General features: G+C 64.9%; 22 protein-coding genes, 2 tRNA genes and 1 pseudogene. 13 read left to right on the forward strand and 12 right to left on the reverse strand.

Translation table 11 applies throughout. From position 1 onward, the window contains the following. The 6 genes from VHK65_08880 to VHK65_08905 form a co-directional block, all read left to right on the forward strand. On the forward strand, positions 1-728 hold a 728-nt coding region (locus VHK65_08880; GenBank protein ID HVS06266.1), incomplete at its 5' end, for a thiamine pyrophosphate-dependent dehydrogenase E1 component subunit alpha. After that, complete coding sequence (locus tag VHK65_08885; protein HVS06267.1) at positions 728-1,711, forward strand: alpha-ketoacid dehydrogenase subunit beta; 984 nt, start codon at positions 728-730, stop codon at positions 1,709-1,711. The genes VHK65_08880 and VHK65_08885, both read left to right, overlap by 1 nt. Positions 1,712-1,722: 11 nt before the next feature. Next, positions 1,723-2,976 carry a dihydrolipoamide acetyltransferase family protein gene (locus VHK65_08890; protein HVS06268.1) on the forward strand — a complete coding sequence of 418 codons (1,254 nt, stop codon included), beginning with the start codon at positions 1,723-1,725 and terminating at the stop codon, positions 2,974-2,976. 40 nt (positions 2,977-3,016) lie between these two features. Beyond that, the gene (gene lipA, locus VHK65_08895) at positions 3,017-3,943 is read left to right on the forward strand and encodes a lipoyl synthase (GenBank protein HVS06269.1); all 927 of its coding nucleotides are present in this window, start codon (positions 3,017-3,019) and stop codon (positions 3,941-3,943) included. After that, positions 3,940-4,596, forward strand: a complete 657-nt coding sequence (lipB, locus tag VHK65_08900) for a lipoyl(octanoyl) transferase LipB (GenBank protein HVS06270.1) — start codon at positions 3,940-3,942, stop codon at positions 4,594-4,596. Before lipA ends, lipB begins: the two co-directional genes overlap by 4 nt. 11 nt (positions 4,597-4,607) lie before the next feature. Further along, a tRNA-Val gene (locus tag VHK65_08905) sits at positions 4,608-4,680 on the forward strand. A 460-nt stretch (positions 4,681-5,140) separates the two neighbouring features. Here the strand turns inward: VHK65_08905 and VHK65_08910 are convergent. Together VHK65_08910 and VHK65_08915 are read right to left on the reverse strand one after the other, a co-directional pair. Then, complete coding sequence (locus tag VHK65_08910; protein ID HVS06271.1) at positions 5,141-6,766, reverse strand: cation acetate symporter; 1,626 nt, start codon at positions 6,764-6,766, stop codon at positions 5,141-5,143. Next, complete coding sequence (locus tag VHK65_08915) at positions 6,763-7,116, reverse strand: DUF485 domain-containing protein (protein ID HVS06272.1); 354 nt, start codon at positions 7,114-7,116, stop codon at positions 6,763-6,765. Before VHK65_08915 ends, VHK65_08910 begins: the two co-directional genes overlap by 4 nt. A 227-nt stretch (positions 7,117-7,343) precedes the next feature. On the opposite strand from VHK65_08915, the gene acs reads away from it, so the two are divergent. After that, positions 7,344-9,323 (forward strand): acetate--CoA ligase, encoded by a 1,980-nt coding sequence (acs, locus tag VHK65_08920; GenBank protein HVS06273.1) that lies wholly within the window; start codon positions 7,344-7,346, stop codon positions 9,321-9,323. 4 nt (positions 9,324-9,327) lie between these two features. Here acs and VHK65_08925 read toward each other — a convergent pair whose 3' ends face one another. Further along, complete coding sequence (locus VHK65_08925) at positions 9,328-9,630, reverse strand: hypothetical protein (GenBank protein HVS06274.1); 303 nt, start codon at positions 9,628-9,630, stop codon at positions 9,328-9,330. Positions 9,631-9,803: 173 nt separating this feature from the next. On the opposite strand from VHK65_08925, the gene VHK65_08930 reads away from it, so the two are divergent. Further along, positions 9,804-9,879 (forward strand) — tRNA-Phe (locus VHK65_08930). An 18-nt stretch (positions 9,880-9,897) separates the two neighbouring features. Here the strand turns inward: VHK65_08930 and VHK65_08935 are convergent. Further along, entirely contained in the window at positions 9,898-10,383 is a 486-nt protein-coding gene (locus tag VHK65_08935; protein ID HVS06275.1) for a hypothetical protein, read from the reverse strand. 94 nt (positions 10,384-10,477) lie between these two features. Next, positions 10,478-11,368, reverse strand: a complete 891-nt coding sequence (locus tag VHK65_08940; protein HVS06276.1) for a hypothetical protein — start codon at positions 11,366-11,368, stop codon at positions 10,478-10,480. Positions 11,369-11,388: 20 nt separating this feature from the next. Here VHK65_08940 and VHK65_08945 point away from each other — a divergent pair. Both VHK65_08945 and msrB read left to right on the forward strand, forming a co-directional pair. Next, a pseudogene (locus VHK65_08945) lies at positions 11,389-11,469 on the forward strand. 19 nt (positions 11,470-11,488) lie between these two features. After that, positions 11,489-11,896, forward strand: a complete 408-nt coding sequence (gene msrB, locus VHK65_08950) for a peptide-methionine (R)-S-oxide reductase MsrB (protein HVS06277.1) — start codon at positions 11,489-11,491, stop codon at positions 11,894-11,896. A gap of 8 nt (positions 11,897-11,904) precedes the next feature. Here the strand turns inward: msrB and VHK65_08955 are convergent, their stop codons facing one another. Genes VHK65_08955 through VHK65_08985 form a run of 7 tightly spaced genes read right to left on the reverse strand, consistent with a single transcriptional unit; the run spans position 11,905 to position 17,911 of the window. Next, positions 11,905-12,756 (reverse strand): ABC transporter permease, encoded by an 852-nt coding sequence (locus VHK65_08955; protein HVS06278.1) that lies wholly within the window; start codon positions 12,754-12,756, stop codon positions 11,905-11,907. Continuing rightward, positions 12,753-13,571 (reverse strand): ABC transporter permease, encoded by an 819-nt coding sequence (locus tag VHK65_08960; GenBank protein ID HVS06279.1) that lies wholly within the window; start codon positions 13,569-13,571, stop codon positions 12,753-12,755. The genes VHK65_08955 and VHK65_08960 overlap by 4 nt, the downstream gene beginning before the upstream one ends. Then, positions 13,568-14,545: an ABC transporter ATP-binding protein gene (locus tag VHK65_08965; protein ID HVS06280.1), complete on the reverse strand. Its 978-nt coding sequence runs from the start codon at positions 14,543-14,545 to the stop codon at positions 13,568-13,570. The genes VHK65_08960 and VHK65_08965 overlap by 4 nt, the downstream gene beginning before the upstream one ends. Positions 14,546-14,575: 30 nt before the next feature. Continuing rightward, entirely contained in the window at positions 14,576-15,961 is a 1,386-nt protein-coding gene (locus tag VHK65_08970; GenBank protein HVS06281.1) for an NAD(P)(+) transhydrogenase (Re/Si-specific) subunit beta, read from the reverse strand. After that, a complete protein-coding gene (locus tag VHK65_08975; GenBank protein ID HVS06282.1) occupies positions 15,958-16,290 on the reverse strand; it encodes an NAD(P) transhydrogenase subunit alpha in 333 nt (110 codons plus the stop codon). Before VHK65_08975 ends, VHK65_08970 begins: the two co-directional genes overlap by 4 nt. Then, positions 16,287-17,417: a Re/Si-specific NAD(P)(+) transhydrogenase subunit alpha gene (locus tag VHK65_08980; GenBank protein HVS06283.1), complete on the reverse strand. Its 1,131-nt coding sequence runs from the start codon at positions 17,415-17,417 to the stop codon at positions 16,287-16,289. Before VHK65_08980 ends, VHK65_08975 begins: the two co-directional genes overlap by 4 nt. 5 nt (positions 17,418-17,422) lie before the next feature. Further along, positions 17,423-17,911: an ester cyclase gene (locus VHK65_08985; protein HVS06284.1), complete on the reverse strand. Its 489-nt coding sequence runs from the start codon at positions 17,909-17,911 to the stop codon at positions 17,423-17,425. A 50-nt stretch (positions 17,912-17,961) separates the two neighbouring features. On the opposite strand from VHK65_08985, the gene VHK65_08990 reads away from it, so the two are divergent. From VHK65_08990 to VHK65_09000, 3 genes are read left to right on the forward strand one after another with little or no spacing between them, the layout of a single operon-like run. Beyond that, a complete protein-coding gene (locus tag VHK65_08990) occupies positions 17,962-19,062 on the forward strand; it encodes an isocitrate/isopropylmalate dehydrogenase family protein (GenBank protein ID HVS06285.1) in 1,101 nt (366 codons plus the stop codon). Between the two features lie 39 nt (positions 19,063-19,101). After that, complete coding sequence (gene moeB, locus VHK65_08995) at positions 19,102-20,271, forward strand: molybdopterin-synthase adenylyltransferase MoeB (GenBank protein ID HVS06286.1); 1,170 nt, start codon at positions 19,102-19,104, stop codon at positions 20,269-20,271. Next, on the forward strand, positions 20,271-20,987 hold the full coding sequence (locus tag VHK65_09000) for a PIG-L deacetylase family protein (GenBank protein HVS06287.1): 717 nt from the start codon (positions 20,271-20,273) through the stop codon (positions 20,985-20,987). Before moeB ends, VHK65_09000 begins: the two co-directional genes overlap by 1 nt. Positions 20,988-21,067 lie beyond the last annotated feature (80 nt).

Below are 21,067 nucleotides of genomic sequence, written 5' to 3' on the forward strand. Positions count from 1 at the left end.
TCTTTGCCCGGCGTGAGGATCCGAACAGCGCCGGCCGGCAGATGCCCGGACACTTCGGCAGCCGCCGGCTCCACATCGTGACCGGCGGCAGTCCGGTGGCCACCCAGTTGCTGCACGCCGCCGGCGTGGCGCTCGCCTCCAAGCAACGGAAGGAGGATGCGGTCACGGCCGTCTACTTTGGCGAGGGGAGCGCCAGCCAGGGCGACACCCACGAGGCGATGAACTTCGCCGGTATCCATAAGCTGGCCGTGGTCTTTGTCTGCGAGAACAACGGCTACGCCATCTCGGTGCCGCAGTCCCACCAGATGGCCATCGAGAACGTTGCGGACCGCGCGGCGGGATATGGCTTCCCCGGGGTTGTGGTCGACGGCAACGACGTCCTCGCCTGCTACGAAGCCGCGCGGCAGGCGGTCGAGCGCGCCCGCCGCGGCGAGGGGCCGACCCTGATCGAGGTCAAGACCTACCGCTTCACCGCTCACTCCAGCGACGATGACGACAAGCGGTACCGGCCGGCGGAAGAGGTTGCGATCTGGCGGCAGAAGGATCCGATCCATCGCTACGCCACCTACCTTCGCGACGCCGGCATCCTCCGCGATGCCGTCGAGGAGGAGATCACCGAGCGGGTCAGCCAGCAGGTCGACGAGGCCACCGAATACGCCGAGCAGGCGCCCGACCCAACGGCCGACGACCTCACCACCTTTGTCTACAAGCAGGAGCTGACGCCCTGATGGCCGTCAAGACCGTGATCGAGGCGATCCGCGAGGGCATGGACGAGGAGATGGCGCGTGACCCGAGCGTCTTCCTGATCGGTGAAGACGTCGGCAATCGCGGCGGCGTCTTTCTGGCCACCGACGGCCTGTTTAAGAAATACGGCGAGCTGCGGGTGATCGACTCGCCGCTCGCCGAGTCCTGCATCGTCGGCGTCGCGATTGGCGCGGCAGTCAACGGCATGCGGCCCATCGCCGAGATCCAGTTCGCCGACTTCATCGCGCCGGCGATGAACCAGATCATCGAAGAAGCGGCCAAGTTCTCCTACCGAACGGCGGGCGACTTCAATCTGCCGATGGTGATCCGCGCGCCGTGGGGCGGCGGCGTGCATGGCGCTCTATACCACTCGCAGAGCATCGAAGCGACGTTTGCCCACATCCCGGGCCTCAAGGTGGTTGCCCCCGGGACCCCGGCCGATGCCAAGGGTCTGCTCAAGGCCGCGATCCGGGACCCGGATCCCGTCCTTTACCTCGAGCACAAGCGGACCTACCGGCTGGTCAAAGGCGAGGTCCCAAGCGGGGACCACGTCGTTCCCATCGGCAAAGCCGACGTGAAGCGCGAGGGGACAGACCTGAGCCTGATTGCCTACGGGCTGATGCTGACGTACTGCCTCGAGGTGGCCGAGAAACTCGCGGGGGACGGCATCTCGGCGGAAGTGCTCGACCTGCGCACTATCAAGCCCATCGATCGGGATGCGATCATCGCTACGGCGCGCAAGACGGGCAAGGTGTTGGTGGTGCACGAAGACACGCCCTTCGCCGGGGTCGCCGCCGAGGTGATGGCGATCATCATGGAAAATGCGTTTGACGCGCTCGACGCACCGGTGATGCGCGTCACCGGCCCGGACGTGCCTGCCATGCCGTTCAATCACATCCTGGAGGAGGCCTTCATGCCGAATCCCGAGAAGATCCTCGTCAAGGCGAAGGAGCTGGCGGCCGTCTAGGCCCGCGTCAGATGGCGACCTCCGTCAAGATGCCGCAGCTCGGTGAGTCGATCACCGAGGGCACCATCTCGAAGTGGCTGAAGAAGCCCGGCGACCAGGTCAAGAAATACGAAGGACTGGTCGAGATCATTACCGACAAGGTCAACGCCGAGGTCCCGGCGCCGCTGACGGGCGTGCTCAAGGAGATCAAAGTCCAAGAAGGAGCGACGGTCACGGTCGGCACCGAGATCGCCGTGATCGAGGAATCGGTGGCCGCGACGTCGTCCGCGCCCAAGGCGCAGCCGGCTCCGCCAGCGGATCTGGTGGCAGTTCCCTCCCCCGTTTCGGGGGAGGGTCAGGGAGGTGGCTTGGAGGCTCGCACGCGGCTGTCACCGGTCGTGCGTGCCCTGATCGAAGAGCACCGGATCTCGGATGCTGAGCTCGCGCGGATCGAAGGCTCGGGGATCGGCGGACGGATCAGTAAGAAAGACGTCGAGGATTACGTGGCCAAGCGAACCCAGCCGGCAGCCGCGAACGGCGAGCGGCAGCAAGCGGCGGCCGGTCCAGCGACCGCGCCGGCGCCAACGCCCGGGACCACCGTGCCGTTGAGCCCGATGCGACGCGCCATTGCCGCCAATATGCTCAAGAGCAAGCAGACGATCCCGCACGCCTGGACGGTGGCCGAAGTCGACATGACCACCGTGGTGCGCTTCCGGCAGAAGGTCAAGGAGAGCTTCAAGCAGCGGGAGGGGATCGACCTCACCTACGTGCCGATCATCGTCATGGCGGTGGTCGAGAGTCTGAAGGCGGTGCCCGTGCTGAACGCTAGTTGGACCGACCAGGGCGTGCTGTTGCACAAGGACATCAATGTTGGCGTCGCCGTCTCGGTCGACGACGGCCTGATCGTGCCCGTCATCCACCAGGCGGACCGGATGTCGATATCCGGCCTGGCGAAGGCGATCGACGACCTGGCGAAACGGGCACGGGCCGGAAAGCTCGGCATCCCAGACGTCCAGGGGGCCACCTTCACCGTCAACAACCCGGGCACCTTCGGCACCATCCTGTCGTACTCGATCATCGCGCCGCCCCAGGCCGGCATCCTGGCGATGGACGCGATCGTCAAGCGGCCCGTGGTCGTCGAGGGGGACGCGATCGCGATCCGGTCGATGATGAACCTGTGCCTCAGCTTCGACCACCGCGTGCTTGATGGGGTGTCCGCCGCCCGCTTCCTGCAGGGCGTCCGCCGCTGGTTGGAAGGCTTCTCGGAGCAGGTGCCGCTGTACTGAAAGAGCCGGATTTCCCCAGGCCTTTGGGATACTGATAGCAATGGCTGACGTCGCTCCGATCAAGTTCTACGGCCGGTCGAAGCGCAACGCCGTGGTGCCGATCGACACCCGTCGGCCGGAGTGGCTGCGTGTGCGCCTGCCCGGCGGTGACAACTACTCCGAGTTGAAGGGGATCATGCGCGGCCTGGAGCTCCATACCGTGTGCGAGGAGGCGCGCTGCCCCAACATCGGCGAGTGCTGGCAGGCACGCACGGCGACCTTCATGATCCTCGGCGATACCTGCACCCGGGCCTGCGGCTTCTGCGCCGTCAAAACCGGGCGGCCGGGCACCCTCGACCTTGGGGAGCCGATTCGCGTCGCCGAGGCGGTCGAGCGGATGGGCCTGCACCACGCTGTCATCACCTCGGTCAACCGGGACGAGCTCCAAGACGGCGGGGCAGCCATCTTTGCCGGGACCATCCGGCAGATCCGCAAGCGGATCCCGAAGTGCAACATCGAGGTCCTCATCCCGGACTTCATGGGCGACGAGGCGGCGCTCGCCACCGTGATGCGCGCGCGACCCGAGATCCTCAACCACAACATCGAAACGGTGCCCAGCCTCTATCCACAGGTGCGGCCCAAGGGCCGTTATCCGCGCTCGCTCGAGCTGCTTAAGCGGGCCAAGCGGATGGACGCGACCGTCTACACCAAGTCGGGAATCATGCTGGGCTTGGGAGAGGAGATCGACGAGGTGATTCAGGTGTTCCGCGACCTGCGGGCGCACGACGTCGAGATTCTGACGGTTGGACAGTACCTGCGGCCCAGCCCCAACCATCTGCCAATCGCGCGCTACGTACCTCCGGACGAATTTGCCATGTTGAAAGTCGAGGCGCTCAAGCTCGGCTTCCGGCACGTCGAGTCCGGCCCTCTCGTGCGTAGCTCCTATCACGCAGCCAGCCAGGTCCCGGACCGGGCCGCCGCGGGCTGACCGTGGACGTTCGCCGGCTGGGGCTGGTTCCTTATGAGGAGGCCTGGGCGCACCAGAAACGGATGGCCGATGCGCGGCGTGCTGGCCTGGTCGCAGACACCCTGATCCTGCTCGAGCACCCGCACACCTACACCATTGGGCGGAGCGGCACGCGCGACCATGTCTTTCTTACCGAAGCCGAGTTGGCCGCGCGCGGCATTACCTGCCTCGATGTCGATCGCGGCGGCGACGTCACCTATCACGGCCCCGGCCAACTGGTTGGCTACCCGATCCTGGATCTTGGCCCGACCCCGGACGTCGGTCTCTACCTGCGCAAGCTCGAGGGTTGCCTGATCGACGTCCTCGGCGACTTCGGGATCGCGGCCGGCCGGCTCGCTGGCTTTACCGGTGTCTGGATCGGTGACCGCAAGATCGTGGCCATCGGCGTCAAGGTCTCGCAGGGCGTGACCACCCACGGCTTTGCCCTCAACGTATCGACCGATCTCAGCTTGTTCACGCACATCCTGGCCTGTGGAATCCCGGACAAGGGCGTGACCTCGATGGCGCTCGAGTTGGACGCCGCGCCGCCGATGGCGGCCGTGGAAGACGCCGTCGTCGCCCGCTTCTCCGAGCGCTTCGCGCTGTCGGGGAAGCCCGCCGCCCACGTTGCATAATTAGTCGCTTCGGGCGGTTAGCTCAGCTGGTAGAGCGTCTGCTTTACACGCAGAATGTCGGGAGTTCGAGCCTCTCACCGCCCAAATCCCACCCAAACGGAACGGTTGGATCCGCCCTGAGGAAGCTCGACCTTAGTGCCTGTTCCTCCAAGCCGCGAGCTGGAGCAGCATCGAGCCGATCAGTAGCGCGACGACGGCCAGGAAGCCGGACACCTTCAGTGGAGTGGGAACCTGCCGAGAGATAACCGATTGCTCGATGCCAAGCGCAACGAACAGAGCGATCCCACCGAAGGCGGATAGACGGCGCCCGCGTTCCGTCGCGGGAATATTCTTGGGACGTAGTCGCCGAGGAAAGGGAACCCAGTTGCCAGTCACCGCCGTATATACGCTGATGGTCAGGCCAGCGACTGTCAGCACCCAGCCGACTGTTTGTATCGTCCCCAAACTGTCCACATCAGACTGAGCGTTTCCTCGGCTGGAACCTTGCGCCGTTGTCGATAAATAGGGGCGGGCGCGAAGCCCACCCCTATTTCGAAATCGAGTCTTAGACGGCCGCGGGGACTCGCTCCTCGACTACCGAGCTCGGCTCTGCACCGACGCCGGTCTGCGAACGTACCGCGATCTCGGGGTACATCGCTTTCGCGCGCTGGTCGCCGCCGAGGGCTTCGCCGATGTAGGTACCGACGATTGCGAAGAGGAACCCGAGCGGGATGCTCACAATGCCTGGGTTCGATAGCGCGAATGCGGGATGCGCCGCCGGCACCGTATTGAGACCGGGTCCGATCACGATCAGGAGGATCGACACGGCCGTCCCGCCGATCAGACCGAAGACGGCGCCGACGGTATTGAACCGCTTCCAGAAAAGCGTGAAGAGGATAACCGGCAGGTTGCCACTGGACGCCACCGCGAAGGCCGCGGCGACCAACTGGGCAGCATTGGCCGTGGGCAGGTTGATCGCGACGAGCACGGCGATGACGCCGACCCCGACGGCCGCAATGCGCGCAACCGTCACCTGTTCCCGCTCGCTTTCCTTGCCGCCTCGGATGACATTCATCCAGAAGTCGTGCGCAAAGGCGCTGGAGGCCGCGAGAGTGAGACCCGCGACCACCGCAAGGATGGTGGCGAAGGCGACCGCCGAGATGAACCCGAGCAGCAGCTCACCACCAAAGGAGTTCGGCCCACCGCCGAGAAACTCCGCCAGCTTGGGCGCCGCGAGGTTGGAGTTCGGGATCTTCGCCTTGCCGACGAGCACGGCGGCGCCGAATCCCAGGAACGTCGTCATCACGTAAAAGGCGCCGATCAGGCCCATCGCCCAACCAACCGAAGCCCGCGCCGCACGGGCGGTCGGCACGGTGTAGAAGCGCATCAGGATGTGCGGCAGGCCAGCCGTCCCGAAAATGAGCGCCATACCGAGAGAGACGTTCTCGATGGTCGACTTGTCGAGCGTCAGGGGCCCGAGGAAGACGTGCTTCCCGTGCGGGTAGAGGATGCCGGGTTGCGTGAAGTTGAGTCCCGATTTCTTGTCGACGACTTTGGCGATCGCATCGAAGAACCGCAGCGGGTTGAAACCGAAGTGGCTGAGCACCATGATGCTCAAAAGGATGGCGCCTGCCATCAGCAACGTCGCCTTGACGATCTGGACCCAGGTCGTTGCGATCATGCCGCCGAGCACGACGTAGCCGATCATCAGGATGCCGACGATGACCACCGCCAACTGGAACGAGAACCCCGGTACCAGCAGGTGCAGGACGACGCCGGCGCCGACCATCTGGGCGATCATGTAGAAGCCGCTCACCGCCAGCGTGGAGATGGCGGCAGCGGAGCGCACCGGGCCGGCTGACATGCGATAGGAGAGCACGTCGGCCATGGTGTACTTGCCGGTGTTTCGGATCGGCTCGGCGATCAGGAGCAGAACGGTCAGGTAGGCGACTAGCCAGCCGACGGAGTACATGAAGCCGTCGTAGCCGTTGAAGGCGATCAGCCCGGCGATTCCGAGGAAGGAGGCAGCACTCATGTAGTCGCCGGCGATGGCGAGCCCGTTCTGCCAGGCCTTGATCTTGCGGCCGGCGGCGTAGAACTGGACGGTCGTGTGCGTCTGCCGCGCCGCCCAGACAGTGATACCGAGCGTGATGGCGACGACGACGGCCGTGATCCAAAGGGTGGTGGTCATGCTCCAATCCCCATACGCGCCGCCAATTTGCGGACGGCGGCCGCCAACGGATCGAAGACCCGGTTGGCCCGCCGGATGTAGACCGCCGCCAGGATCCAGGCCATCACGAATTCGGAGAGGGCAAACAGGTACGCCAGGTTGATGTTGCCGATGATCTTGGTGTTCATCAGGTCGGGCGCCAGCCCGTTACCGAGCGGGAGCGCGAAGTAGTAGACGAGGAAGAAGATCACCGCCGGAATGATGAAGTTTCGCTTCGCCGTGATGAGCCGCCGAAACTCGGGCGAGGCCGCCAGCACCTCCCACTGGGAAGCCCGGGCTTGGGCGGTTTGCTTACCCGCCTGGGCATCCATAGCCCCCCGGGTCCCTTGACCCCGATTGCGTGTTTCCATTGGTCCTCCCTACCTTGAATTTGTGCGCGTTTCCCCTAAGGAATCATTTAGCGCCCGCAAATAGGGTGCTGTCAATCATCCAGCGACCTATTTCCGCCGACCTGCTGGCCAGTCCGCTGGGCCGCCGGAGCGCTAATCTGAGCGGGGACAAGGGCGCGCAATTCGTTTGAAGGAGGCTGGATGAGCCGATGACGATCCAATCCGGCACGCATGCCATCGAGTCGATGCAGCTGGAGGAGCGACGCTACCCGCCGCCCCCCGAATTTGCGAGGAATGCCAACGCCAAGCCGGACATCTATGCCAAGCCGTTGGAGGACTTCTGGAAGGAAGAGGCGCTGAAGCGCGTCTCCTGGTTCAAGCCGTTCGACACGGTCCTCGAGTGGAAGCTGCCTTATGCCAAGTGGTTCCTCGGCGGCAAGCTGAACGTCTGTTACAACTGCGTCGACAGGCACGTCGAAGCCGGGCGGGGCGACAAGGTCGCCTACTACTGGGAAGGCGAGCCGGTCGACCAAAAGCGCACCATCACCTTCACAGACCTCCTGGCGGACGTCGTTCGCTTTGCCAACGCGCTCAAGAAACTCGGCGTCAGGAAGGGGACCCCGGTGGGGATCTACATGGGCATGGTGCCCGAGCTCCCGGTCGCGATGCTCGCCTGCACCCGGCTCGGCGCCCCCCATACCGTCGTCTTCGGTGGGTTCAGCGCCGACGCGCTCGGCGGGCGGCTCAACGATATGGAGTGTGAGCTGCTGATTACCCAGAACGAGGGTCTGCGGAAGGGCAATCCGGTGCCCCTCAAGAAGAACGCCGATGCGGCGCTCGAGATGGCGCCCAAGGTCAAGAAGGCGGTCGTACTCCGCCGGACGCCGATGGACACCCCAATGAAGGACGGCCGCGACGTCTGGTGGCAGGACCTGGTCAAAGATGCCAGTGCTGACCCCGCCTCCTGTCCCTGCGAGCCGATGGACGCGGAAGACCTGCTCTACCTGCTCTACACGAGTGGGACGACCGCCAAACCCAAGGGGATTGTCCACACCACCGCCGGGTACCTGGTGGGGACGGCGACGACCCACCACTACATCTTCGACATCAAGCCTGACTCGGTTTACTGGTGCGCCGCCGACATCGGCTGGGTCACCGGCCACAGCTATATCGTCTACGGGCCACTTTGCAACGGCACGACCGGCGTCATCTACGAGGGCGTCCCCGACTTCCCCGACAAGGATCGCTGGTGGTCGATCATCGAGCGCTATAAAATCGACATCCTCTACACGGCGCCGACCGCGATCCGCACCCACATGAAATGGGGGCCGGAGTACGCGAAGAAGCACGACCTCAGCTCGCTCCGCCTGCTGGGCTCGGTGGGTGAGCCGATCAATCCGGAGGCCTGGATCTGGTATCGGGAGAACATCGGAGGTGGCCGGACGCCGGTGGTCGACACCTGGTGGCAGACCGAGACCGGGATGATCCTGATCACGCCGCTTCCCGGAGTGACGACGCTGAAGCCCGGCTCTGCGACCAAGCCCTTCCCCACCGTCCAGGCGGCGGTCTACAACGACGCGGGTGAAGAGGTGGGACCCGGCGGCGGGGGCTACCTGGTGATCAAAGGCCCCTGGCCGGCCATGCTGCGCGGGATCTTCCGGGACCACGAGCGCTATGTCCAGACGTACTGGAGCAAGTTCAAGGACGTTTACTTCGCCGGCGACGGGGCACGGATCGACGAGGACGGCGACTTCTGGCTGCTGGGACGGGTGGACGACGTCATGAATGTCTCCGCCCACCGCATTTCGACGATCGAGGTGGAGAGCGCCCTGGTCAGCCACCCGAAAGTCGCCGAGGCTGCCGTCGCCGGCCGCAGCGACAAGCAGACCGGCCAGGCAATCGTTGCCTTCGTCACCCTCAAAGGCGGAGCCGAGGGCTCACCGGAGATGCTGATCGAGTTGCGCGAGCACGTGGGGAAGAAGATCGGGAAGATCGCGGCACCCGCCAACATCGTCTTCACCCCGGAGCTGCCCAAGACCCGCTCGGGCAAGATCATGCGGCGGCTGCTTCGTGACGTGGCGGAGAACCGTCCGCTCGGCGACACGACCACGCTGGCCGACCCGGCGGTCGTCAGCGAGATCGACCGGCGCGCCAAGACCGAGGCGGCCAAGGAGGAATCCTCGGCCTAAGTCGTCAGGTGCGAGCCTGCTGGAGGATTCGGTAGAGGGCGCTGAAGTCGAGGTGGGAATCCCGCAGCTGGTCGAGCTTGTCGCGTAACGCGTAGACGTCGGACTGGAGCCGGTTGATCTCCTCGCCATGATCGACGTTGGTCGCCTCTTGCTGGGCAATCAACTCGCGGCGGAGACGCGTTTTTTCGGTGATCGTGCGCTCGACGGTCTCCCATTGATCGGAAAGGTCGCGCAGCTGGCGGTCCAGCGCCGCCAGCTCACTGGTCAATTCCTGATGGGAGCTGCTGCCGCCGGTCGAGGTCATCATTCTCGACGGCGCCGCGGCGGCGCGTAGGGGTTACTCAACACAAACGGCATGGTACGGGCCCTTCCTTGCGGCGATTGTAACCCGACAGGGGAGGACCCAGCCCCCACCTGTATTCAGCGGCGGCCGCCGAGGCTGGTCCCCGGCGCCGAGGCGCGGCTAGAATACGTCCTCGTGCCGAGGTAGCTCAGTTGGTAGAGCACATGACTGAAAATCATGGTGTCGCCAGTTCGATTCTGGCCCTCGGCACCAAACCCCGCCGGCGGAAGCCTACGAACCCGGCGGAATGCCCTGAATGTCGATCGAACTCCCGGAGAACAGGTCGTAGTAGGGCACCCCGAGAGATCGGGCCAGAGCCTTGAGCTGCGTGGTACCAAACGGTTTCGCGGACACCCTGAAGGCGGTGTGGCCGTCTTTGCGAACGAAGTCACATGTGTTGCCCCCGCGGCCCGCGAAGCTGATTTGCAGCCGGTCCAACTGATCGCGCCGGCAGGACGCTCCCCAGGGTAAGCGACTGACTCCTACCCGTTCCGAGTCGACCCACAGGTGCCAGCGGTACAACCCGTAGATGAACAACGCGCCGATGCCCAACCAGACGAAGACCGGCACGAGGCTGCGGCCGCTCAGCATGAGCCCAGCCCCGAAGAGCGTGACGGTGCCGATAATCACGCCGAAGGCGATCAGCGTCGACTGCTGGGGGCGGATCACCAGGCGCTGACTGCCGTCCGCCGGGAGCTGGTCGAGGTTTGCCGCCATCACTACTGGCAAAACGTCGCCATATCCGGGCTCCGTGCAGGCTTTACTTTTCTCGCGTGTCTCGTTACGCGGTCGCGTTCGGGCGCGGGCAGGGTTACGACGAGATGGTTGGGGCCTTGATGGTTACCGCGCCGCTGAAGTCGTGGAGGTTGATCACGGCGTGGGCCGTCAGATGCGCCATTGAGCCGGCAGGGATTTGCACGGATTGGCCATTTGAGCCCGTCCCGTTGGCGAAGGCCGCGGATAGCGCATGCAGATCGGCAGTCACGTCGGCGTCATAGCTGACCCGGCGAATCAGGTGATCGGAGGTGCCTGTCCAGACATCGGCCGTCAGCTGCGCGTTCTGCAAGATCCCCTCGAGCGCCGCCGCCACTTGCGGATCTTTTGACGATCCTCCGGTCGTGACCTGCGCCAGGAGTTTGACAAGGTCGGGAACGATCCGGTAATGATCGACGGCGACGCCATTGATCGTCGAGGGTTGATCGTTGATTTCGGACAGCGATTTGGCGGTGTCGATCAGGGCCTGATACGAGAGCCCGGTCTTCGACTTCGCCGAGTTTGCCTGGTGGGGCTGCCCGAGAGCCTTCCATTTGCCCGTCATCGGGTCCTTGATATAGAGCCGGCCGCCGACCGCGATCACTTCCGTGTCCACCGTCAGGCCGCCGAGTTTTGCCTCGACCGTCGCGTCCAGCTGGTCCGGCTTCTTCACCGCCCCGCTGATGGTGAGATCGACGGTCATGTTGCTGCTCAGAAAGCTGCCTTGCGAGCCGGCCTTGGCCCGCAACTGGTCGACAAGCGACGCGGGCAGGGTCAGGGTCACGGTCGCTTTCGCGTCGAAGCGAACCGAGGTCAGCTTCCCCATCGCCTTGCCGGTCGCGGCCAGGCTCTGCTGGGGGGTGTCGGTCTTGGACGCGGCCGGGGCGTTTAGGCCGGCACACGCCGAGAGCAATCCGATCGCCAGGACGGCAACTACGGTTCGCCTCATGTTCCTCACGATAATGCACCGCCGGGGCTGGAAATGTGACACGCGCGCTCTGGATCCCCGAAAATCTGGTGTCGCCAGTTCGATTCTGGCCCCCGGCGCCAAACTGGGTAGACTCCAGACGTGAGCACCAAGATCTCGAAAACCGAAGAAGAGTGGCGCGCGGAGCTGACCCCGGAGCAGTACGACATCCTGCGCCGGAAGGGAACGGAGCGGCCGTTCACCGGAAAGTACGTCCATACCAAGGCGGACGGCACCTACACCTGTGCCGCTTGCGGCGCCGAGCTGTTCAGCTCAAAAACGAAGTTCGAGTCAGGCACCGGCTGGCCGAGCTTCTGGGAGCCGGCCAATACGGAGAATGTCGAGCTACGGTCCGACAACAGCTTCTTCATGCGCCGGACCGAGGTCCTTTGCCGAAACTGCGGTTCGCACCTCGGGCACGTGTTCGATGATGGACCTCAGCCGACGGGCCAGCGCTTCTGCATCAACTCGGCATCGCTCGACCTGAAGCCGAACGAGCCGGCAAGCTAGCCGCCGCTCTACCAGTTCGACTCCCGATCGATCAATCCCCGTCGACGTGCCAGGCGATCGGCCCAGGTGAAAACAAGGTGCGCCACGATGAGCGTGACCACCGTCGCGATCACCAGCCGTAGGGCGACATCGGCGTCCGATAACGTGGGAAACATCCGCATCGCGTGCGAGCCGAGCAGGCTGCGCCGGATCAACTCCATCCAATAGACGAGTGGCGACAGGGCGGCGACCGAGGCCAGGATCCCGGGGAGCACGCTGATCGGGAAGATGGCTCCGGAAATAACGTAGAGCACGCTGGCGCCGAGATCACCATAGCCGTGCGAGTCCCGTGCTAGGAGCAGCAGGAGCCCGTATGCCATGGCCATGGCGATCACCGCCAGCATCGCCAGGAAGGAAGCCGCCAGCAGCAGGGGATAGTTGACGCGGAGTGGATCGATGGGTAGGCGGAGCGCGATAGTGGCCACGACCAGCACGATCGCGGCCGAAGCTACGGCGGTCGCCAATTGCGCCAGGCCCCGGCCGAGCAAGTACACATAGAAATGGACGGGGCTGGTATAGACGTACTTCAACATCCGGTATTCGCCGCGGTCGTCGGCCATGCCGTTGGCGAGTCCGGCGAAGCCGTACTGCACGAAGGACCAGAACGCCACCCCGCTCACCAGGAACGCCAGGTAGGTGGCCGTGCCCGGCGCGCCTCCGCTGATGACGCGATACATCACTACGAGGATGAAGGCGCCCGAGAGTGGTCGCAGCACGGAGTAGATCACGAAGATCAGCGGACTGGTCCAATTGCTAGAAACCTCCCAGCCGAGCCGGGTCGCGGCCTTGAAGCCGCGCCACTGTGCGACCGCGGCGCTCATGTCGAGCGCAGGATGAGTCGCGCATCCTCGCGAGCCCGGCGCTCCAGGTAGCGCAGGCTGATCTGCGAGAGGATCGCATACCCCGCGATCTGTGCGACGACGGCCAGGATCTCCCATCGCAGCGGGATGAATTGCGGCGTGCCTGGGAGCACGAGCTGGCGGATGGCGTCCAGGCCCAGCGTCAGCGGGATCAGCGATCCCAGGCCGCCAGCGATCGCCCCCAGGCTCCGAATGGGGAAGTAAAAGCCGCTGAGGAAGTAGATCGGCTCTTGCATCGCGTCGGCCAGCTGCCAGGCTTCGCGCTGGTAGAAAAGGAAGAGGCTGGCGAGCAGCATGCCGAGGCAGTAGAGGGCGCAAATCGTCAGCACGAAAACACCCAGCGCGGGTAGTAGCCCGGCGGCCGAGTAACCGACGCCAAACAGGATCGACGCGACCAGCAGGATCGTGACGGCCCGCGTCAGGCTGACCCAGGCGCCGCCGAACGCCATGCCCAGCAGGATGGCGGCCAGGCTGGTCGGCGCCATGGCGAAGAGCTCCAGGTTTCCAGCGCCGCGGTCCCAGAAGAATTGCGTGGCCATCGAATAGATCACGTTCTGCCAGAAGGCCAGCAGCACGCCGCCGAGCACCACGAAACCGAGGTAGCGGGCGGGCGCATGCAGCGCTCGGTAGACGTAGATCATCGAGATCGTCCCGATCAGGGGCAACAGCGTCTCGGTGACGACCCAGGTTCGGTTGCGGTATGTGGAAACAAAGCGCGGCCAGGCCCGGGCCACGATCGTCTTGAGGAAGATCCGCACCGCGGATGGATGGCTCATCCCTGCTCCTCTTCGGCCATCCCCCGTCCAACGAGCTTGACGAAGGCGTCTTCCAGGGTGGGTTCGCGCTTCTGCACACCCCGGATCTGCCGCCCGGATCCCTCGACGACCCGCATGACACCGGTGAGGGCCGCGTCGCTGGAGAGCTGGAGACTGAACCGATCGATGCCATCCTGCTCGGCGACGCTCGCGGCGGCCACGCCATCCACGGCGCGCAGCGCGTCCAGCAGCCGGCTGCCCGGGCTGAGCTGGAGATCGACGATCGCATCCTGCTGGACCCGCTGCTTCAGCTCGGCCGGCGTCCCCTCGGCAACGATGCGTCCGCGGTTCACGATCGCCACCCGGTCGCAGAGTTCGTCGGCCTCCATCATGTAGTGCGTCGTGAGGATGACGGTCCGGCTTGGATCCTCCGCCATCCAGCGGCGTACCTCGTCGCGCACATCGCGCGCGGCGCCGACGTCCAGCGCCACCGTCGGCTCGTCAAGGAACAGGATGCGCGGATTGGTGATCAGGCCGCGAATCAGGTTCATCTTCTGGCGCATCCCACTGGAGAGCGCCGATATCTGCCGGTCGCCGGCGTCGCTGAGCCCCAGCCGCTCCAGCAAGTCCTCGATGTGGCGTTTAACCGGCTTGCTGGGCATGCCATAGAACTGCGAGAACATCCACAGTTGCTCTTTGACCGTGAGCATGCCGAAGCCGACGTTTTCGCCGCCGGACACCATGGCGATCCGGTGGCGCAGCTCACGAGACTGGTGCACGACGTCGAGCCCATCGACGTAGGCCTCTCCCGATGACGGGAGCAGCAGCGTCACCAGGATCTTGATCAGGGTGGTCTTGCCGGCGCCGTTGGGGCCGAGCACGCCGTAACGCTGGCCGCGAGCGACTCGCAGGTCGACGCCCTCCAGGGCGACCACCTCCTGGGCGCGCGTCCGGTAGACGCGCCGAAGCGCACGCGTTTCGACAGCGATATCCATGGGCTGGAGGATTCTAGCTGTAGCGGTCGGTCAGGCGGCCTTGATGGCGGCGACCAGCTTCATCAGCGAGTCCTTGGCGTCACCGAAGAGCATGACGGTCTTGGGATCGTAAAGCAGCTCGTTGTCGATGCCGGCGAAGCCGGGCCGCATGCTGCGCTTCATGAAGACGACGTTCTTCGCCTCGTCAGCGTTCAGAATCGGCATGCCGTAGATCGGGCTGCCCGGCGAGCTGCGCGCCGCCGGATTCACGACGTCGTTGGCCCCCACGACCAGGGCCACGTCCGCGGACTTGAACTCGTCGTTGATCTGGTCCATCTCCTTGAGCTGGTCGTAGGGCACGTTCGCCTCAGCCAACAGCACGTTCATGTGCCCGGGCATCCGACCGGCAACGGGGTGGATCGCGTATTCGACCTCGACGCCGCGCTTCTCGAGTTCATCGGCGAGTTCTTTCACCGCGTGCTGGCCCTGAGCGACCGCCAGGCCATAACCGGGGACGATGATAACCTTCCGCGAATAGGCGAGCAAGGTCGCGATGTCCTCGGGCGTCCCGGACCGCACCGGTTTCCCTTCGGCACCGGCCACGCCCGCCACTCCCGCCTTCACAGTGCCGAATGCGCCGAACAGCACGTTGCCCAGCGAGCGGCCCATGGCATCGCTCATGAGCTTGGTGAGTAGCGTGCCGGACGCGCCGACCAGGGTCCCGGCCACGATCAACGCGAAGTTACCGAGCACGAACCCACTGGCGGCCACGGCGAGGCCGGTAAACGCGTTCAGGAGGGAAATCACGACCGGCATGTCCGCCCCACCGATCGGCAGCACGAAGGCGACGCCAAGGACCAGGCCGAGGACCAGGAGCGGAACGAAGATGATCGGCGTCGAGGACACCGCGATCAGGTAGACGGCCAGCGCGACGATGGCCAGCGCTAGAGCGCCATTCACGATCTGCTGGCCCGGATAGGTGATGGGCGTGCCCGTCAGCAACGCCTGCAGCTTGGCGAATGCGACCAGGCTGCCAGCGAAAGACACGGAGCCGATCACGATGCTGAAGACGCTAGGAAAGGCAATCGCGAATACTGGGTGCGAACCCTGCAACAGGAGTTCGGAAACGGCGACGACGGCGGCGGCCCCACCGCCGACGCCGTTGAAAAGCGCCACCATCTGCGGGATGGCGGTCATCTTCACCCTGCGAGCGCCGACAGCCCCAATTGGCAGACCGATCAGGATGCCAACAATCGTGATTGCGATCCCGGCCGCGGTGAAATGCAGGAGCGGGATCGTTGCCAGCAATGCGATCACCATCCCGACCGCCGCGATCTGGTTGCCGCGGCGGGCGCTCTTTGGGGAGCTCAACTGGATCAAGCCGAAGATGAACAGGGCGGCGGCGAGGAGATAAGCGAGCGCGACCGCGACGGTCATCCGGCGGGATTCTCGGGCGGCGTCTTCTCTGCTGGTTTAGCGGTCGGACGCCCCTTGAACATCTCCAGCATGCGGTCGGTCACGACGAACCCGCCGACGACGTTAATCGTGGCAAGGATGACGGCAACCAGGCCGAGGGCGATCTGCAGCGGGTCGCGCGCGGTGGCGGCGATAAGAATGGCGCCGACCAGGATGATGCCGTGGATGGCGTTCGTGCCCGACATGAGCGGCGTGTGGAGAATCGTCGGCACCTTGGAAATGACCTCGAAGCCGATGAAGATCGCGAGCACGAAGACGGTGAACTCGTTGAGCAAGGTGCTGTCGTTCACCGGCTGGCCGCCTCCACCAGCTCTTTGGCACGCGGGTTCACGATCGCGCCATCGTGCGTGACGCAAGCCCCCTTGACGATCTCATCGTTGAAGTCCAGCTTCAGCGCACCATCCTTAACCAGCAACAGCAGTAGCGTCGACACGTTCTTGCTGTACAGCTGGCTGGCATGAACCGGCATGGTGCTGGGGAGGTTGCGGGTGCCGTCGATGGTGACGCCGCCGACCTCGATGATCTCGCCGGCCTTGGTCAGCTCGCAGTTTCCGCCGGTCTCGGCGGCGAGATCGACGATCACCGAGCCGGCCCGCATCCGGCGGACCATGTCCGCGGTGACGAGGACGGGCGCCTTGCGGCCGGGGATGGCGGCGGTCGTGATCACCACGTCAGAGGCGGCCACCCGGTCACCGAGCAACTCGCGCTGCCGCCGGAGGAAGTCCTCGGACTGCTCGCGGGCGTAGCCGCCCGTCCCCTCCTGGGCCTCGAGCGGGAGTTCCAGGAAGGTGGCGCCCAGGCTGTGGACCTCGTCCTTCACCGCCGGCCGGACGTCGTACGCTTCCACCACGGCGCCCAGGCGGCGAGCGGTGGCGATCGCCTGCAGTCCCGCGACGCCGGCTCCCATCACCAGCACACGGGCTGGGGCCACGGTGCCGGCGGCGGTCATCAGCAAGGGGAAGAACTTCGGGAGATGGTTAGCGGCGATCAGGACCGCCTTGTAGCCGGCAATGCCGGCCTGCGAGGAGAGGGCATCCATGCTCTGCGCCCGGCTGATGCGCGGCACCAGGTCGAGGCTGAAGGCGCTCACCTTCTGTTTTGCCAGCGCGGTTATGATGTCAGCGCTGGTGGCCGGCTGCAGGAAACTGATCAACACCGCCCCTCCCCGCATGCGGCCGACTTCGTCGAGCGTCGGCGGCTGGACCTTGAGGACCGCGTCGCTGCCGAGGGCCGTCGTCGCGTCGGTCACGTTCGCTCCGGCGTCGATGTAGGCGGCATCGCCGAAGAACGCCGACGCCCCGGCACCCGCCTCGACCGCGACCTGGAGATTCGCCTTCACGAGGGCACGGGCCGCTTCCGGAACGAGGGCGACCCGGCGCTCGCCGGCTAGGCTTTCCTTCGGGACGCCCACCTTCATGGTGGTCAGGTTGGCCGCCTATCGAGGAGAGGCCTGGCCCCGGGCACCTGCCGAGCGAAGTCGGCCAGGTCGAAATACACGCGCTCGCCCGTGAAAAGCCCGTCGCGGACCGGGAAGAAGATGACGACGCGGTAGCGCAACTGCTGGCCGCTCGGCTCGACGCCGAAGAGCGGCCCATCCATCCGGCCGATGACCTCGGACTCCTCGACGATGCAGTCGTCCGCGTCGATGCGATTTAGGAGGGTCAGTTTGACGTTCGGGATCCCGCGCCATAGACCTCGGTAGAACTCGCGGACCTCATCCTTGCCATGCCAGCGCTGCCCGAGTGGCACGACCTCGTACTCACAGTCCTGATGCAGGGTGGCGACCAGCCGCTCGAGCTCCCGGCGGTTTTCGGCGCGCGCGTGTTCGATCCAGAGTTGATAGTTGGCTTGTGCCAGCGGACTCTGCGCCCGGGTTTCGAAGGGGCTGCTCTGCAGTCCGGCTTGCGCCACATAAGAAAGGATATCAACGGGGCCGCTGGTAGCATGGGACTGCTTTGGCCGTGCATCGCGTGACCTTGATCCCTGGTGATGGGGTCGGTCCGGAAGTCAGTGAAGCCACCCGGCGGGTACTGGAAGCAACCGGCGTGCAGTTCGAGTGGGATGTCCAGAACGCCGGTCTCGGTGTGATGGAAAAGTACGGCACGCCGATGCCAGAGCACGTGCTCGAGTCGATCCGGCGGAACAAGGTGGGCATCAAGGGACCGTTGACCACCCCGATCGGGAAGGGAATCCGCTCGGTCAACGTCGCGCTGCGCAAGGAACTGGACCTCTATGCGCTGGTTCGGCCCTGCAAGAGCTATCCGGGGGTTCGGTCCCGCTACGACAACATCGACCTGATCATCGTTCGCGAGAACACCGAGGACATCTACGCCGGTATCGAGTTCCAGGAGGGCAAGCCCGAAACCGAGCGGATGATCAAAGAGATCAGCGCCGCCACGGGCAAGTCGATCCGCCCCGACTCCGGGCTCAGTATCAAACCGATCTCTGTGACCGCGAGTTCGCGAATCGTGAACTTCGCTTTCAACTACGCCCGCAGCCACGGGCGGCGGAAGGTGACCGCGGTGCACAAAGCCAACATCATGAAATTCACCGATGGCCTCTTCCTGCAAGTGGCCCAGGAGATTGCCAAAGAGCATCCGGACATCCAGTTCAATGACCGCATCGTCGACAACATGACGATGCAGTTGGTCCAGAACCCGAAGGAATACGACGTCATGGTCCTGCCCAACCTCTACGGCGACATCCTGTCCGACCTGGCGGCCGGCCTGGTCGGCGGGCTCGGCCTGGCGCCGGGCGCCAACCTGGGCGACGAGATCGCGCTCTTCGAGGCGACGCACGGCAGCGCCCCGAAGTACGCGGGCACCAACCGGATCAACCCGATGGCGATGATGCTGTCCGGGGTGATGATGCTGCATCACCTGGGCGAAACCTACGCCGCCAACATGCTGGAGGGCGCCATCGCCGAGACCATTCGCGAAGGGAGGACCGTCACCTACGACATGAAGGCGGAGCGCAACGATCCTTCCGCCGTCGGCACCACCCAGGTGACCGACGCGATCGTCGCCCGGCTGGAAAAGGCTCGCACACCTACTACGATCTAGGAATACATTCGGCCGGGCGCGGGTAGACTAAAGAGCAACATGGCCAGTTATCGCGACATGCTCAAGGACGTCAAGTCACGGATCCGTGAGGTGGATGTCCGGCAGCTGGACGCTTCTCGGAACGGCGCCGGCAAACCCGTCGTGATCGATGTCCGCGAGCAAGACGAGGTGGAGCAGGGCATCATTCCCGGCGCGATCCATATCCCGCGCGGCTACCTCGAGTCACGCGTGGAGCAGTACGTGCCCGACTATGAGACCCCGGTTGTCGCCTACTGCGCGGGCGGAAACCGCTCCGCGTTTGCGGCCGAGACGCTTCAGCAGATGGGTTACAAGAACGTCACCTCGCTCAAGGGCGGCTTCGGTGCCTGGAAGGACGCCGGCCTCAACTTCGTCGTGCCGCGCGAGTTGACTCCGGCACAGCAGAAGCGATACAGCCGCCATGTGCTGATCCCCGAAGTGGGGAAGGAGGGGCAGCTCAAGCTGCTCGATGCCAAGGTGCTGATCATCGGGGCCGGGGGCCTCGGCTCACCGGCGGCCTACTACCTGGCCGCCGCTGGCGTGGGCACCATTGGGATCGTCGATTCGGACGTCGTCGACGAAAGCAACCTGCAGCGCCAGATCCTTCATAACAGCAAGCGGATCGGCATGCCCAAGGTCGACTCGGCCAGGCAGACGCTCGAGGACCTGAACCCCGACGTCAAGGTCGTCCCGTACCAGCAGCGGCTGACGCGCGACAACATCATCGACCTCTTCAAGGAGTACGACCTGATCGTCGACGGCAGCGACAACTTCCCGACCCGCTACCTGGTCAACGACGCCAGCGTGCTCCTGAAGAAGACCGTCGTGCACGGCAGCATCTTCCGCTTCGATGGCCAGGTCAGTGTCTTCAAGCCGTTCGTGGGACCGTGCTACCGCTGCGTCTTCCCGGAGCCGCCGCCGCCCGAGCTGGCGCCGAGCTGCGATGAGGCCGGCACGCTCGGGATCCTGCCGGGCATCGTCGGCTTGTTCGAAGCCAATGAGGCCGTCAAGCTGCTGCTTGGCATCGGGGAGCCGCTGATCGGCCGGCTGCTGATGATCGATGCGCTGACCGACGAGTTTCGGACGCTGCGTCTCAAGCGCGATCCGAAATGCCCGGTCTGCGGGGAGGGTGCGCACTTCAAGGACTTCGTCGACTACGAAGTCTCGACGGCGATCCCGACGCCCGCCTGATGGCGGACTCGCCGAACGGTCTTGGCCGCGTGCTCGTCGTGATGGCACATCCGGACGATGCGGAGTTCGGCGCCGCCGGCACGGTGGCGCGATGGGCGAAAGAGGGCCGGCAGGTCACCTACCTGATCCTCACCGATGGCAACCGTGGCAGCAGTGACCCGGCGATGACGGCCGAGCGCCTGGCCCAGATCCGCCATGCCGAGCAGCGGGCGGCGGCGTTGAAGCTGGGCGTCAAGGACGTCTTCTTCCTCGGCTACGACGACGGGTCGCTGATGCCGACGCTCGATTTGCGCCGGCAGATTACGCGCTGGATCCGGCGGACCAAGCCCGACGTCGTCGTGGCGCCGGACCCCACACGCCGCTGGACCGGGCAGCGATATATCAATCATCCGGACCATCGTGCTGCCGGCGAAGCAACCCTGGACGCGATCATCCCGGGATCCGACACCCGGCTCGTCTTCCCGGAATTGCTCGATGAGGGTCTGGAACCGCACCAGGTCAAAGAGATCTACCTGACCGGGTCAAACGAGCCCGATGCCTGGGTCGACATCAGCGACACGATCGACCTCAAGATCGCAGCGCTGCGTGAGCACAAGAGCCAGGTCGGCGACTGGTCGGAGCTCGAGCAGACGATCCGGGAGCGGGCCAGCGAGATGGCGAAGGGCCAGAGCTTTCCCGTCGCGGAAGGCTTCAAGTACTTCCGGCTGCACGAGTGATCAGACGAGGGCCCTCCCCCTTAGGGGGAGGGAAGGGTGGGGCCTTGCGCGCCGAACATATGTTCGCTAAGATGCTCGGA

The organism is Candidatus Dormiibacterota bacterium, assembly GCA_035544955.1.
Lineage (GTDB): Bacteria > Chloroflexota > Dormibacteria > CF-121 > CF-121 > CF-13.